8 protein-coding genes are annotated in these 15,282 nt (G+C 64.9%); 7 read left to right on the plus strand and 1 reads right to left on the minus strand.

Features of this window, described 5'->3' with window-relative positions:
* Nucleotides 1-69: 69 nt before the first annotated feature.
* Nucleotides 70-3,354, minus strand: a complete 3,285-nt coding sequence (locus GTP46_RS20605) for a TIM-barrel domain-containing protein (protein ID WP_161008492.1) — start codon at nt 3,352-3,354, stop codon at nt 70-72.
* Nucleotides 3,355-3,626: 272 nt separating this feature from the next.
* On the opposite strand from GTP46_RS20605, the gene GTP46_RS20610 reads away from it, so the two are divergent.
* From GTP46_RS20610 to GTP46_RS20640, 7 genes are all read left to right on the plus strand, one after another.
* A complete protein-coding gene (locus GTP46_RS20610) occupies nt 3,627-4,763 on the plus strand; it encodes an SIS domain-containing protein (RefSeq protein WP_161008493.1) in 1,137 nt (378 codons plus the stop codon).
* A complete protein-coding gene (locus GTP46_RS20615; protein WP_161008494.1) occupies nt 4,750-5,697 on the plus strand; it encodes an ROK family protein in 948 nt (315 codons plus the stop codon). Before GTP46_RS20610 ends, GTP46_RS20615 begins: the two co-directional genes overlap by 14 nt.
* Entirely contained in the window at nt 5,697-7,040 is a 1,344-nt protein-coding gene (locus GTP46_RS20620; RefSeq protein ID WP_202414366.1) for a D-tagatose-bisphosphate aldolase, class II, non-catalytic subunit, read from the plus strand. The genes GTP46_RS20615 and GTP46_RS20620 overlap by 1 nt, the downstream gene beginning before the upstream one ends.
* A gap of 34 nt (nt 7,041-7,074) precedes the next feature.
* Nucleotides 7,075-7,842, plus strand: coding sequence for a DeoR family transcriptional regulator (locus tag GTP46_RS20625; RefSeq protein ID WP_161008495.1), 768 nt, complete (start codon nt 7,075-7,077; stop codon nt 7,840-7,842).
* Nucleotides 7,843-7,846: 4 nt separating this feature from the next.
* Nucleotides 7,847-8,944 (plus strand): N-acetylglucosamine-6-phosphate deacetylase, encoded by a 1,098-nt coding sequence (nagA, locus tag GTP46_RS20630; protein WP_161008496.1) that lies wholly within the window; start codon nt 7,847-7,849, stop codon nt 8,942-8,944.
* An 11-nt stretch (nt 8,945-8,955) separates the two neighbouring features.
* Nucleotides 8,956-10,734 carry an MFS transporter gene (locus tag GTP46_RS20635; RefSeq protein ID WP_229259038.1) on the plus strand — a complete coding sequence of 593 codons (1,779 nt, stop codon included), beginning with the start codon at nt 8,956-8,958 and terminating at the stop codon, nt 10,732-10,734.
* Between the two features lie 145 nt (nt 10,735-10,879).
* Nucleotides 10,880-15,282, plus strand: a 4,403-nt coding sequence (locus tag GTP46_RS20640) for a beta strand repeat-containing protein (protein ID WP_161008497.1), incomplete at its 3' end; no start/stop codon positions are given.

Below are 15,282 nucleotides of genomic sequence, written 5' to 3' on the forward strand. Positions count from 1 at the left end.
ATCGTGAGGCTGCAACAATCCCTCCCCGGTCCGAAGAGGGGTTCTTTCGTATGAAAACTGTGTTGTGGATTAGCGCGGCGTGACCGTGCTTCCCTCCGTGCCAAGCAAGACTGCATTGGCCCAGTTGCCGCAGACTTGCTGCGGTTTGCTGCCATGCGCGCCCAGCGTGCGCAGGCTGATTTGGCTTAAACCGCGCACATCGATCTCCGGCTTGACTACGGCTGGCGCGGTAATCAGGCCGCTGTCGTACAGCAGGCGTTCACCGCTCCAGACCTGGAACTGCATGCCGCCGGCGTTGCGGCAGCTGTCATCGATACCAAGGTCGGCGCGCAGCAGGTTCCAGTTACCAGCCAGTTGCAGGTCGATGCGACTGGACGCTCCGACGCCGAGGCCTTTGCGGAACCACAGGCCGTTCATGCGCATCTCCTTTGCCCCTGCCGGTTTGTCGCGGCTGACGGATTTCGGCAGTGGCAGGTCGGACAGGAACTGCTGCTGTTCCGGGCCTTCCTTCTGCTGCACTGCCAGCACGTGGAATTCGGACAGCGTAATCGGTGCGACTTCGCTGGCGACGGCGGCGTTGAAGGCGCGGGCTGTCGGTGCGTTGGCTGCGATAACCATAGGGTCGGTACTGGCTGCACCGTCGCCTTCAGGATTCTGCGTGCTAAGGACACGGAAGCGCAGCAGACGGCCGGCGGCGGGTGGGAAGCTGATGGTCTGCATGTCCTTCGACAGCTTCAGTTGTCCGCGTTTGATCGGCGTGCCCCAGTCGCCGTTGTTGTCGCCCATGTAGATTTCGTAGTCGCGAATTTGACCGTGCTGCCAGTGCTGGTCGTTACGCGGTGCGATTTCGATGGCGTCGATCAGACGGCGTTCGGTGAAGCCGATTACCCATTCGTGCGGCCCGCCCTGCACCGCCGGGCTGCGCGCAGTGCGGAACCAGGTGGTTGGATTATTGTCGAAAGCGTTTTCCAGTGGATGGCCGTTTTCTTCGGCTGGACGGTTCATCACCATCATAGCGTCGGCTGGAATGGCGCGGCCCAGTGCTGGTGCGGCTGGGAAGGCGTCATCGGCGACGGTTGCCAAAGGCACTTGCACGATGAAGCGCAACGGCTGGCGAATATCGCGGCTCGCAGTCTTCACGTGCAGCGTGCCTTGGCGCTCGTTGGCGTCGAAGAACCAGCCTTCGCTCGCCGCGTCAAACGCAGCGCGGTCAGCCAGCGACGGCAACACGGCGCTGCCCGCGCTCACCGCCGCTGGGCGCTGGCGGGTCAGCATGCGCAAGGCGTAGCTTCGCTGCGCCAACTGGCCGTCGTAGTTGCCGACGACCGGCGCGACATCAACCTGCACGCCATCCGCGCTGGCGTTCATGCGAATCAGCTGCTGGCTATAAGCGCCTTCCTGATAGCGGCGGGTGTTGCCATCATCCTCGTATAGCGTGAACTCGGAAGCGCCTTGCGGATACAGGTCCAGCGTCAGCACATCCTTCGGCTTCTGGCCGTCGTACAGCATCTCCGGATACATCGGCAAAATCGCGCCAGCGCGCACGAACACCGGCAGCTTGTCCAGCGTAACGGCCAAATCGATATCACGCCCCTCCTTGCCCGCCGTCGCCTGCCGGCCATCCCAATAATCAAACCACTGGCCCTGCGGCAGGTGAATCGCGCGGCGCCAGCCCTGGCTCACCGCCTGGCTGCGATACACCGGCGCCACCAGCAAATCACGCCCCAGCAGATACTGATATTTGTACGCTTCCGTGTAAGCCGCCGGATCCTCAGGATGATCCCACATCAAACCACGCACCAGCGGCGCACCGCTCTGCTCCGCCTCGTGCATCAGCGTGTACATATATGGCGTAAGGCGCATCTTCAACTTCAGGTAGCGGCGATTGATGCTGACATACGGCTCCGCAAACCACCACGGATGCTTGCGCTCCGCCGCCGCCCAGCCGGACATACCCATCAACACCGGCGTAAAACTCTTCCACTGCAAATCACGCGTGTAGGTCTCCGGGCTGCCGCCGAAAATCGCATCCACATCGCCAGTCGCGTAAGCCTGGCCGGACAAGCCGGAGCCAATCAGCGTCGGCACATGCCAGCGAATATAGTCCCAGCTGGCGCTCTGGTCGCCAGTCCAGGTGACAGCGTAACGCTGGGTCCCGGCCCAGCCCATCACCGTCCAGATGAACGGACGCCCATCGGAATTATTCAGGATACCGTCGTAGGCCGACTTGTTCGCATCCAGCGAAAATTGATAACCTTTACCGGTCCACGCCACATCCAGCTTTTGCACACGGGTGCCGGCAGTGCCGACTTCCCACGCCATCTTCTCGACGCCGTTCTCCGTCCACAAGCCAGTGCGGAAGCCATATTTGGCAAGGCCCTGCACCGTCTCCGGCAGCGAAGAATAACCGCAGCCATAGCCATCGTTCGGCAAAATCCAGCCACCCGGCATATCGTGTTCGCGATACTGGCGCGCTACCGATTCCACTACATCAGGCGTCTTGCCAGTTGGGCCGTCGGTCCAGCCTTTCGGCACCGTGCCCGGCTTCTTCACGTTGTCGCCGTCGTTGTAGCAATCAGCGTCGCCGTATTCCAGCGCCCAACGCGGCAGCATGCGCGCGCGGCCGGTCCATTCGGTGTAACGCGCCAGCACATCGCGCATGTCCTTGCCGACGAAATAGTAAGCATCGAAGCGCGCTTCATCATGTGCGAGCGAGACCTGGTCCTGCTGGCGCAAATCATAGCTACCATCCGACCAAGTATTACGCAGCATGCCCCAGCCGCGAGAACTCATCAGGAACGGCGCAGGACTCGGACGATCGCCCTCTTCCCAACCACCGGAGTACGATACCTGCAACTGCTTGCCCTTGAATTCATAACGGCCATTCTGCTGGCCGCCGCCGAAGAAGCGCTCCGCCTTGTCGCTAGAAAGAGTTTGCACGCTTTGCTTGTCGCCCAGTTCCAGCGGCTGCACTTCGCGCCACAGCGGTTGCGCATCGCCTGCGCGGAACAAGGTAAAGCGCAGCGGCTTGCGGTCGATACGCAGGCTCAGTGCCGGCGTGCGGATCACAATATGGTCGGCCTGCTCGCTGACGGTGTGCTCCACCTTGGCCGCCGCCGTAGCGACAACGATAGGTGCGGCCTTGTCGCCGGCGCCGGTCAGGCCGGACTTGGGACCAGCCCAGATATGCAGCACATCGGCGCGCGGCAGGCTAACCTGTACATGGGCGCCGGTATCGGTCACGAGATCCCACTGCTGGCCGGCGGTGGCGGTCACGGTGCGCAAGTTGCCGACTGGCGCAGCCAATAAAGGGCCGCTGGCGAGCAAGGCAACAATGGCGGAGATTTGTCTCATAGTTTGCTTATTTTCGAAAGAAAATCCGTTGGAATGCATTTACTCTAAAAACAAAAGCAAGGTCGGTCAACAAAAAGAAAGAGAAATCTTCAAAAATTTGATTGAAATCTTTCGATTGAATGATTAACCGAATAACATACTTTCGTTTTCGTGGCAAAAGCGGCACAGGGCCGCCTATCATCACCATCAAACAACTTTCTTTTTGCTTTCGAATTTGACATTTCGAAAATTAAACCTTATTCTTTCTTCGACCTAACCAAGAAAATCTTTCGATGACTACCTTATTCCAGCGTAAGACCGACGAATGGCGCAGCATCGGCGGCCTCGATACCGCCGAAGAAATCGCCCACCAGCCAGCCCTGTGGCGTGAACTGGCGGCGCATCTCGGCCGCGAGCAAAGCCGCATCGCCGCCTTTCTCGGCGACAGCCTGCGCCACCCGCAGCAGCGCGTAATCCTGACCGGCGCCGGCAGCTCGGCCTACGTTGGCGAAATCATCGCAGACGAAATCAACGCAGCGTGGCCATGCCAGGTGCGCGCCATTTCGACCACCAGCCTGCTGACCCACCCTGCCCTGTATCTGGAAACCGGCGCGCCAACGTTGCTGGTGTCCTTCGCCCGCAGCGGCAACAGCCCTGAAAGCGCCGCCGCCGTGCAGCTGGTGCGCGATCTGGTGCCGAACGCGCGCTTCCTCAACATCACCTGCAATGCGGATGGCGCGCTCGCCAAGCAAAGCGAAGGCGATGCCGACACCTTCAACCTGATGATGCCTGCGGCCAGCTGCGATCGCGGCTTCGCCATGACCAGCAGCTTCACCTGCATGCTGCTGGCAGCATTGAGCGTGCTCGATCCTGACTTCCAGCCGGAGCGTCTGAACAAGCTGGCCGACCTGGGCGAACAGGCAGCAGCGCAATGGTCTGCACCGGTGGCGCAACTGGCGGCGGAGCGCGTGTCGCGCGTGATTTATCTGGGCAGCGGCCCGCTGGAAGCACTGGCCAAGGAAGCCGCGCTGAAAATCATGGAGCTGACCGCCGGTGCGGTGATGACGATGGCGAACAGCGCTCTCGGTTTCCGCCACGGCCCGAAAGCAGCGGTAACGCGCGACACGCTGGTACTGCTGTTCCGCAGCGCCGATCCGCTGTCGCGCCGCTACGAACATGATCTGGTGGAAGAGCTGCGTCGCGATCAGGTGGCGGCGCACGTGCTGACCATCGGCGCAGGCGGCGAATTCGGCATCGACACGCCTTCGTGGCCGGATGCATGGCTGGCGCCTGTGTGGCTGCTGATGGCGCAGCAATATGCGCTGCATCAATCGGCGCTGCTGCAGCTGCGTCCCGATAATCCTTTCACCGGCGGCATCGTGAACCGCGTGGTTCAAGGCGTCACCATTTATCGCCATGACGAATTCTGAACAACGCGGCTACCACGGCATCGATATCGGCGGCACCAAGATCGAGCTGGTGGCGTTTGCCGAAGAAGGCCAGAAAATACGGGAAGTCCACCGCGAACGCATCGCCACACCGGGCACCGACTTCGCCGCCTTCATCGCTGCGATACAAGACCTGATCGCGCGCGGCGACGATGCGCTGGGCCTGCGCGCGCCGGTCGGCATCGGCCTGCCGGGCGTAATCGACAGTGTGACCGGCCGCCAGCTCAGCTCCAACGTGCCGGCGTTGAACGGCCGCCTGGTGGTGCAGTCGCTGGAAGAAGCATTGCAACGTCCACTTGCTGTCGGCAACGACTGCCAGTGCTTTGCGCTGTCCGAAGCGCAGGGCGGCGCAGCGGATGGCATGGCCACCATGTTCGGCGCCATCATCGGCACCGGCGCGGGTGGCGGCTACTGCGTCAACGGACGCCTGATGCGCGGCTCGAACGGCGTGGCCGGCGAATGGGGCCACTGGCCGCTGGCCGCGTCGCTGCTGGCGCCACACGGGCTGCCGCTGGTCGACTGCCCTTGCGGAAGGAAAGGCTGCCTTGAGCGCTACGTCTCCGGTCCTGGCATGCAGCAGATGTACCGCCACTTCGGCGGCGGCGACGAAACGCCGCTGGCCATCGTCGCCCGCGCGCAAGGCGGTTCGTCCACGGCGCAGCAAACGCTGGACGTGCATCTCGACTTGCTGGGCCACGCGTTGGCCACGCTGGTGCTGACGCTCGATCCACACGCGATTGTGCTGGGCGGCGGCTTGTCGCAACTGGCGCACCTGTACGAAAAACTGCCTGCGGCGATGAACCGCCACCTGTTCCCCGGCGTGCGCACGCCGCCGGTGCTGCCGCCCATGTTTGGAGATGCCGGCGGCGCACGCGGCGCCGCCCTCCTCGTTCGTCAACAACTGAGCAACCAATAATGACCACCACTGATTCCCTGTCCCCCGTCCAGCAAATCATCGCAGCGCACCGCCGTGGCGATGCAGCCGGTTTGTACAGCGTGTGCTGCAGCCATCCGAGCGTACTGCGCGCCGCCATGCGCGTCGCCACCACTTACGAGACTGTGCTGCTGGTCGAGGCGACCTCGAATCAGGTCGACCAATTCGGCGGCTACACCGGCATGACGCCATCGCAGTTCGTCACCTACGTGCAGCAGATGGCGAGCGAACAAGGCTTCCCGCTGGAGCGCCTTGTACTGGGCGGCGACCATCTTGGCCCCAACGCTTGGCAAGGATTGGACGCGACCACTGCCATGCAGCACGCCGAAACCTTGATCGCAGCTTACGCGTCGGCGGGCTTCCACAAAATCCACCTCGATTGCTCGATGCGCTGCGCCGACGATCCGCAATACCTGAGCGATGAAGTGATCGCCGCGCGTTCGGCGCGCCTGTGCATCATCGCCGAGCAGGCCGCAGAACAAGCCGGCCTGCCGCCGCCGGTGTATGTGATCGGCACCGAAGTGCCGATTCCCGGCGGCGAAGCTAATCTGGCCCAAGCCGGCGCTGTGACCGCGCCGCAAGCGGCCCAGCGCACGCTGGACGTCCACCGCAAAGCCTTCATGGACCAGAACCTGCACGACGCATGGCGCCGCGTGATCGCCATGGTGGTGCAGCCGGGCGTGGATTTCGACCATACACACATCCAGCACTACGATGCAGTGCAAGCGGCAGAACTGTCAGCCTTCGTCGCCAGCCAGCCCGGCATCGTGTTCGAGGCCCACTCCACCGACTACCAGCGTGAAACGGCGCTGCACCAGATGGTGCGCGACCATTTCGCCATCCTCAAGGTCGGCCCGGCCGCCACCTTCGCGTTGCGCGAAGCCTTGATGGCGCTGTGCCAGATCGAAGAAGAACTGGTGCCAGCGGGCCAGGTCTCGCGCCTGATGCAGGTGCTGGACGAAATCATGCTGGCGCAGCCCAAGCACTGGACCAAGCACTACCCGGGCAGCAGCGCTGAACAGCGCCTGCTGCGCCGCTACGGCCTGAGTGACCGCTGCCGCTACTACTGGGGCGAAGCGCCTGTGGTGGCTGCGGTAGAGAAGTTGGTCGCCAACCTTGATGCGCTGGAGATCCCGCTCTCGCTCCTGAGCCAACACTTGCCGGAACAGTACCTGGAAGTCCTGCAAGGCCAACTGCCCGCCAAGGCCAACGCCCTGCTGGAACACAAAATCGGCCGCCTGCTGGCGCAGTATGCGCGCGCCTGCAACCGCAACGCATCGGCGGACAGCAGCGAGCACGCTAGCAGCAGCGCTGCAATCTGTTAAGCTGCCATATTTGATAAATTAACAGCACAGCTTTATGCGACATACCAGTCAACGCCGCGCCTCGATTTTGCAAGCGCTCACCCAACACGGTTCGGTGCAAGTCAACGAACTGGTAGAGCAGTTGGGCGTTTCTGCGGTGACCATCCGCACCGATCTTAGTGCGCTCGAATCCCAAGGCCTGGCCACGCGCAGCCACGGCGGTGCCACACTGGCGCGCACGCCGCCGACCGAACACACGGTGCCGCAAAAGGACGCCATCAACCACGAGCAGAAATCGCGCATCGGCGCCTATGCTGCGCGCATGGTGCAGCCGGGCGATAACATCATCATCGACTCCGGCACCACCACCATTTCGCTGGCGCGCCATTTGCGCGAGGCGCAAAACATCACGGTGATGACCAACGGCCTGAATATCGCTTGGGAGCTGGCCGATGCACCGGGAGTGGACCTGATCCTCACCGGCGGCCTGCTGCGCAAGCAGTCGCTGTCGATTCAAGGCACGCAGGCCGAAGCCTGTTTGCAGGCCTACAGCTTCGATAAGCTATTCCTCGGCGTCGATGGTTTCGATTTGCAGTTCGGCGTCACCACCCACCATGAGGCGGAGGCCAGCCTGAATCACAAGATGGTGGAACGCGCCAAGAAAATCATCGTGCTGACCGACGCCTCCAAATTCGGCCGCGTGAGCCTGCACCGCATCGTGCAGCTGGACCGCGTGCATGCAGTCGTCACCGACGCCGCCATCAGCCCGGAATATCGCGACGGCTTGCTGGAAGCCGGTATCGAAGTCTTGATCGCGGAGTGACGCTGTGCTGAGTGGACGTATTCTTACCCCCGATGGCTGGATCAACGGCAGCATCAGTTTCGACCAGCGCATCCTGCACATCCGCGAAGACAACAGCGCGGATAGCACGCTGACCATTATTCCCGGCTTTATCGACCTGCACGTGCACGGCGCGGCTGGCGTGGACATCATGCAAGGCGGCGACGCCGGCGCCACCGTGGCGCGCGCGCATGCGAAGCACGGCACCACTGCCATGCTGGGCACCACCATGACGGCTACCGATAATTCAATCCGCCGCGCGCTGCGTGGACTGGCACCGACGATTGCCGACCGTCCGACTGGCGGTGCGCGCATGCTGGGCGTGCATCTGGAAGGTCCCTTCCTCAGCATCCACCGCCTTGGCGCGCAGCCTGCGGACGCGATTGCAGTCGGCAGCATGGACCTGGTGCGCAGCTATCACGAACTGGCGCCGGTACGCGCCATGACGATAGCCACGGAAGTGGAAGGCCACCTTGAACTGATCCCGCAATTGAATCAACTCGGTATCCGCGTGCAGATCGGCCATAGCAACGGCACTTACGAAGACGGCGTGGCCGCGCTGAAGGCCGGTGCTGCCGGATTTACCCATCTTTACAACGGCATGACGGGGCTAAATCACTACAGGCCCGGCATCGTCGGCGCGGCGCTGGCGCACGCGGAGTACGCGGAAATTATCCCGGACTTGCAGCACGTCGAGCCGGGTGCAATCCGCGCTGCATTGCGCGCGATTCCGCGTTTATACGGCGTCACCGACGCCACTTCCGCCACCGGCATGCCGGATGGCGAGTATGGCCTTGGCAGCCAGCGCGTCTACAAATGCCTGGGCTGCGTGCGGCTCGCAACGGGATCGCTGGCCGGCAGCGTGCTGACGATGGACCAGGCGCTGCGCAATTTCGTCGGCCTCGGGCTGGACCTGGCCGATGCATCGAATCGTTTGTCGCTCTACCCTGCCGACTACCTCGGCGAGACGGAACGTGGCCGCCTTGCGCCGGGCGCATGGGCCGACATTGCGGTACTCAACGCAGAATTACAACCGGTGGCCGTCTTCGTGGAAGGTGAAGCCATCGATCTAACCACCAACTAGCCGGAGACTCGATGCAAGCACGCGCCATGGGATTTTTATTGTTCATTGCAGGGATGGGTGGACTGCTTTACGGAATTGACGTTGGCATTATCGCGGGCGCGTTGCCTTATCTTGAATCGACGGCTTCAGTGGCGTGGCGTTTAAGTGCGCAGCAACTGAGTTTTATTGTGGCAGCGGTGCTGCTCGGCTCCGTGCTTTCTTCGTTGTTTGCGGGTGCGCTGGCCGACTGGATCGGCCGCCGCTGGGCGATGGTCTTGTCCGGCGTGCTGTTCACGCTCAGTATTCCCTTGATCGCGCTGGCCGATGGTTATCTGCCGCTGCTGCTGGGTCGCTTGCTGCAAGGCGTCAGCGGTGGCTTGATCGGCGTGATCGTGCCGCTGTACCTGGCCGAGTGCCTGCATGCGCGCCAACGTGGACGCGGTGCGGCTTTGTTTCAGCTGCTGTTGACCATTGGCCTTGTCGCCGCTGCCGTTATCGGTTTGATGCAGGCGAATTCGGTGGAAGCTGCCACCGCAGCGGCCCAGCATCTGGCGGAAGTGGAGCGCACCGCAGCGGTGTTTGCGGCCAAGGACCACGCGTGGCGCAGCATCTTCTGGTGGTGCCTGACGCCAGGTCTCGTGTTCACGCTGGGCGCCCTGCTGCTGGCGGAATCGCCACGCTGGCTGGCGCAACGCGGCCGCATGGAAGAAGCCCGCACCGCCCTGCTGCGCACCCGTCCCGCCGATGAGGCAGAGGCCGAGCTGCACGAAATCCAGCAAGTGCTGGCTCCTGCCGCAAGCAATCCATCTGCACCGCGCGCCAGCGATCCGCTGTTCAGCCGCCGCTACCTGCTGCCCTTTCTGCTGGCCTGCCTAATCCTTGCGCTGAACCAGGCCACCGGCATCAATTCCGTGCTGGCCTACGTGGTCAACATCCTCAATCAAGCCGGCCTGCCCGGCGCTACCGCCAACACCGCCGACGTCGCGCTAAAAGTGCTGAACGCCGCGATGACCATAGTCGCCGTGGTGCTGGTCGACCGTAAGGGCCGCAAATTCCTGCTGATGCTGGGCACCGCCGGCATCGTCACCGCGCTGGTCGCGGCCGGCCTGCTGTTCCGCAGCGTAGAAGGCGAACAGCGCGACGTCCGGCCTATGCTGCAAGCCCGCATCCAGTCCGACAACCTGTCGCTGCGCCTCGACCAAGCCACCCTGCAATCGTTCGGCGCCAGCGCAAACGGCGCACCGCGGCAGCTGACCGTGGCTTATTCCTACGGCCCATTCACCAACGTACAAACGCGCCGCAGCGACGACACTGCCCTGCCACTGCTAAACGTGAGCCGCGAAGACACCGTGCAGCCGGACAGCGTGATCGGCGTGTTCTTCCGCAAGCTGCACCTGAATCCATTCGCCGATCCGGCCGAAGGCGCCAACGCGCCGCTGCGCATCGAACGCGCCGACATTGCCGCCGTGCCGCCTGCGTCGCATGGCTGGTGGGTGGCGCTGGCCATGTGTTTGTTCGTGGCCAGCTTCGCGGTTGGTCCGGGCGTGTGCGTGTGGCTGGCGTTGTCGGAGCTGATGCCAACCCGCATTCGCTCCAACGGCATGAGCATCGCGCTGCTGGTCAACCAGTTCGTGTCGACCATGATCGCCGCCACCTTCCTGCCCACCGTCGGCCAGTACGGTTACGGCACCATGTTTCTGGGCTGGGCCGGCGCCACGCTGCTCTACTTCCTGACCGCCGCCTTCCTGCTGCCTGAAACCAAAGGCAAGACGCTAGAAGAAATCGAAGCCCACTTCGCGCGCAAGGGATAACGCACGGCACTAACGAATTCCGGAGGGAAATAACTGTTCCAGTTTTCATGATGCACTTGCATCATTTACGCATCACGGCGTTCCTGCGACAGTAATCGACATTGTCATATCGACATGATTTGTCTATTACTGAAAGGTCTGCATCATGCGCATGCTTCCCCCGGGTTCGCCCCACAAGCTGGTTCCCCTGCTGTTGACCCTGGCAGTCAGCCAGGCCTACGCCGGCGATGTCAACCAATACGGCACAGCAGGTACGCCCGGTATCACCGGCGCCACGCCGGGCGCCAGCGGCAGCAACGGCGGCGTTGGCGGCAGCGGCACGGCGACCAATACCGGCGCCAGCGATAGTGGCACTACGGCGGCGTATGGCGGCAACGGTGGCAATGGCGGCAATGGCGCGGCCGGCAACAGCGGCGGCAACGGCGGCAATGCCGGTGCGGGCGGCAATGGCGGCAGTGCGACGGCGCAAGGCGGCGCAGCGATGGTTGGCACTTCCGGCTATGTGAGCGTGGCCGCAGCGGGCGGAATGGGCGGCAGCAGCGGCACCCCAGGCGCAGCCGGTGTTGGCGCGCTCAACGGCTCGGGAGCGGCGGGTGGATTGGGCGGCACAGCCAACGCCATCGGCAGCCTGAACCTGACTAGCGCGTCCGGCTATAGCGCCTCGCTTAGTGTCAGCGGCAATGGCGGCAGTGGCGGCAGTGCTTATGGCAGCGGCGTGCGCGGTGGCGCAGGTGGCGAGGCCAGCAGCTCGGCCGCCATCCAGAGCGATGCGTACTACACCGGTGTCAACGTGACGCAAACCGGTGGCAGCGGCGGTGCCGGCTATGACGGCGCCAGCGGCGGCCAAGGCGCGCAATCGCTGCTGACCAACGGTATCAGCGGCACGGCCAGTGGCTATTACGGCGACATCACGCAAAACGCCAGTGCCGGCCACGGCGGCTACAGCGACAGCGCGCAGGCCGGACACGGCGGCGCGGCCAATTCCAGCCTGACGCTGGCCACTTCGCTAGGTACCGCCTCTGCGCTGCGCAGCAACGCCAATGGCGGCAATGGCGGCAGTACCCAAACCGGCATTTCCGGCAATGGCGGCAATGGCAGCGCCGCGCTGACAGTGGGCTCGGTGCCGGCCGGCAGCCAGCTGAGCGGTTCAGCCACCAGTGTCGGCGGCTATGGCGGCAACGCCAGCAACGGCGGCCAGGCCGGTGTGGCAGGTAACGCCAATACCGAACTCCAGCTGAATGGCACCAACAACATCAACGGCACCGGCTACAGCTACGGCGGTGCTGGCGGCAGCGTCAGCGGCGGTAGTGGCAACGGCCAGGCCGGCGGCAGCGCCAGCACCAACAGTCTGGGCCTGGCCGAGCAAAACCTGAGCTTGCAATCGTACTCCTCCGGCGGCAGCGGCGGACAGGGCTCGGGCGCCGGCAACAGCGGCGGCGTGGGCGGCACGGCCAGCAGCACGGTCAGTGGTACCGCCAGCGGCGGCAGCGGCTCGATCTCGCTCTATACCGGCCAGACCGGCGGCAATGGCGGCAACGGCGTGAACGGCGCCAGCGGCGGCGCCGGCGCCAATAGCGTGGCCAATAATACGGCCAGCGGCAGCGCCGTAGGCTACGTGGGCCTGAGCCAGACTACTGGCGGCGGCAGCGGTGGCTCCAGCGACACCGGAACAGCCGGCAACGGCGGCAGCGCCGCTTCCACCCTCACGCTCAACGACAGCACCACCAGCAACCTGTCGCTCACCACCAACAGCTACGGCGGCGCAGGCGGCCGCAGCGACAGCGGCGTCACCGGCCTGGGCGGCAGCGCCACCAGCACGGCCAGCGGTACCGCCGCCAATGGCTCGCTCAACGTCTCCAGCAGCGCCACCGGCGGCAATGGCGGCAGCGCCACCGGCGCCGGCAATGCCACCGGCCAAAACGGCGCCAGCGCGACGTCCACCGCCAGCGCAACCGGCGCCGGCGGCAACTACCAGTCAATCTACCTGAACGCCAACGCCACCGGCGGCAGCGGCGGCAACGGTTACGGCGCGGGCCAGCATGGCGGCGATGGCGGCACGGCCAGCGCCAGCGGCAGCGCGCTGTCCAGTAGCAACGCCTACTTGCAAGCCAGCGTGGCGCAATACGGCGGCGCTGGCGGCAATGGCAGCGGCGGCGCCACCGGCGGACGCGGCGCCGATAGTGCCCTCAACAACGCCATCAGCGGTAGCACCAGCTACTATCTGCAGCTGGCGCAGGGCGCGGTGGGCGGCAATGGCGGCAATAGCGACGGCGCTGCGGCAGGCAACGGCGGCCACGCGGAATCGCAGCTGACGCTGTCCGACAGCAGCGCTGGTTCGCTGGTCATCAGCGCCCAGTCGATCGGCGGCAAAGGCGGCGATAGCAGCAACGCCACCAGCACCGGCGGCAATGGCGGCAACGGGCTGACGCTACTGAACGTCACCTCGACCCGTACCGACTCCAGCCTGCAACTGACCGGCAACGCCAGCGGCGGCAACGGTGGCGCGGCGGTGGGCGCCGGCCAGACCGGCAGCGCCGGCAATGCCCGCAGCACAGTGAGCGGCACCAGCGCCGGCAGTGTCAGCCTGACCAGCAGTGCCAGCGGCGGTAACGGCGACAATGGCGTCAGCTGGCAAACCTACGGCGGCACCGTACACGCCAGCGACGGTGGCAACGCCGTCAGCAGCGCCCAAGGTACGCTAACGGCAGGCTGGTCGGCGCAAGCCACCGCCAATGCCTACGGCGGCAAGGGCAGCATGGCCTACGGTGCCGGCCAGCGCGGCGGCAACGGCGGCAGCGCCGACAGCAGCGCCTCGGTGACCAGTACCGGCTGGGGCTATGCCACCACCAACAGCAATGGCGGCGCCGGGGGCGATGGCTACGGCGGCGCCGATGGCGGCAATGGCGCGGCCATCAATGTCACCAACACCGTCTCGGGCGCAGCCACCAGCGGCCTGAACCTGACGCAAAACGCCAGCGGCGGCAAAGGCGGCGACAGCACCACCGGCGCGGCCGGCACCGCTGGCGAAGCACGTTCCACCCTGAGTCTGAGCGGCGTATCGCAGCCGGAATTGACGCTCTCCGCCAACGCCGCCGGCGGCTACGGCGGCAGCAGCGGCAGCGGCGCCGGTAGCGTTGGCGCCAACGGCGTGGCGGCGGCCACCGTCAGCAGCAGCGCCAATGTGACCGCCAACAGCAGCGCCTACGGCGGGCGTGGCGGCAACAACGCCAACGGCGGCCAAGCCTCGGCACAATCGTCGGCCACGGCCAGCGGCAGCGCCAATGCCAGTGCCACGGCCAACGCCAGCGGCGGCACGGGCGGCGACAGCGATTCTTATCACGGCTTCCAGCTGGCGGCCGGCAATGGCGGCAGCGCCAGCGCCGGTGCGTGGGCGCAATCGGAGAGCGGCAACGCCTCCGCCAGCGCGTCGCTCAACGGCGGCAGTGGCGGCTACGGCTCGCAATCCAATAACGGCGGCGATGGTGCGCAGGCACAGGCCATCAACCTGGTCGGCGGCCACACCACCGGCAGCCTGAGCTTGTACCAGTCAGCGGTCGGCGGGCGCGGTGGCGATAGCTATACCGGCCAGGGTGGGCGCGGCGGCGATGCTCTGTCGCGCCTGACGTTAAGCGATGGCGACGCGGCCTCACTGAACGCCAATGTCAACGCCAGCGGCGGCACCGGTGGCAGCGGTGGCACGGCCAGCGCGGCCGGCAATGCCAGCAGCGAACTGGTACTGGCGTCTACCCGCGCCGGCGCCAGCGTGACTGGCTACAGCACAGCCATCGGCGGCGCCGGCAGGGCTGGCGGCACCGCCAGTTCGGCGGACGGCGGCGCCGCCGACGCGCGCCTGCAACTGAACGGCAACGGCAATGTGAACGGCTACGTCACTGCGCGCGGCGGTCACGGCAACGAATACGATTCCTACTACGGCAGTGGCATCAACGGCAACGGCGGCGTCGCCAGCGCCAATGGCCTGGCCAGCGCCAGCGGCAACAACAACGCCAGCCTGAGCGTGACCGCCACCGGCGGCAACGGCGGCGGTGCAGGCAACGAGTCCCTGCAATCGGGCAATGGCGGCAGCGCCAGCGCCACTGGACGCGCGGTGTCGGACAGCGGCAACGCCAGCGTCTACCTGACTGTCAATGGCGGCAGCGGCGGCGGCAGCTACTACAACAGCTCTCCTGACGGGATTGCTGGCAACGGCGCCAGCATCACGCTGAACAATACGGTCTCGGGCAGTACCAGCGGCACGCTCAGCCTGACGCAGACGGCCAATGGCGGTAGCGGTGGCTACGGCTATCGCGCCGCACCGGGACTGGCCGGTGACGCCAGCTCCACCCTCACCCTGAGCGATACGCAGGCGGCCAGCCTGGCGCTATATGCCAACGCCAACGGCGGTGCGGGCGCCGGCACCAGCGGCACCCATGCCGTGACGGCCGGCGGCGCCGCCAGCGCCACGGTCAATGGCCAGGGCAATGGCTATGTCACGGTGGGCAGCAACGCCGTCGGCGGCAGCGGCGGCAGCAGCGGCTACGAACAACCGGG

Source organism: Duganella flavida (assembly GCF_009857445.1).
GTDB lineage: Bacteria > Pseudomonadota > Gammaproteobacteria > Burkholderiales > Burkholderiaceae_D > Rugamonas > Rugamonas flavida.

Excerpts from the sequence above, each read along its gene's own strand:
- GTP46_RS20625 (WP_161008495.1), top strand. The coding sequence starts at position 7,075 with ATGCGACATACCAGTCAACGCCGCGCCTCGATTTTGCAAGCGCTCACC.
- GTP46_RS20610 (WP_161008493.1), top strand. The coding sequence starts at position 3,627 with ATGACTACCTTATTCCAGCGTAAGACCGACGAATGGCGCAGCATCGGC.
- GTP46_RS20605 (WP_161008492.1), bottom strand. The coding sequence starts at position 3,354 with ATGAGACAAATCTCCGCCATTGTTGCCTTGCTCGCCAGCGGCCCTTTA.
- GTP46_RS20620 (WP_202414366.1), top strand. The coding sequence starts at position 5,697 with ATGACCACCACTGATTCCCTGTCCCCCGTCCAGCAAATCATCGCAGCG.
- GTP46_RS20615 (WP_161008494.1), top strand. The coding sequence starts at position 4,750 with ATGACGAATTCTGAACAACGCGGCTACCACGGCATCGATATCGGCGGC.
- GTP46_RS20635 (WP_229259038.1), top strand. The coding sequence starts at position 8,956 with ATGCAAGCACGCGCCATGGGATTTTTATTGTTCATTGCAGGGATGGGT.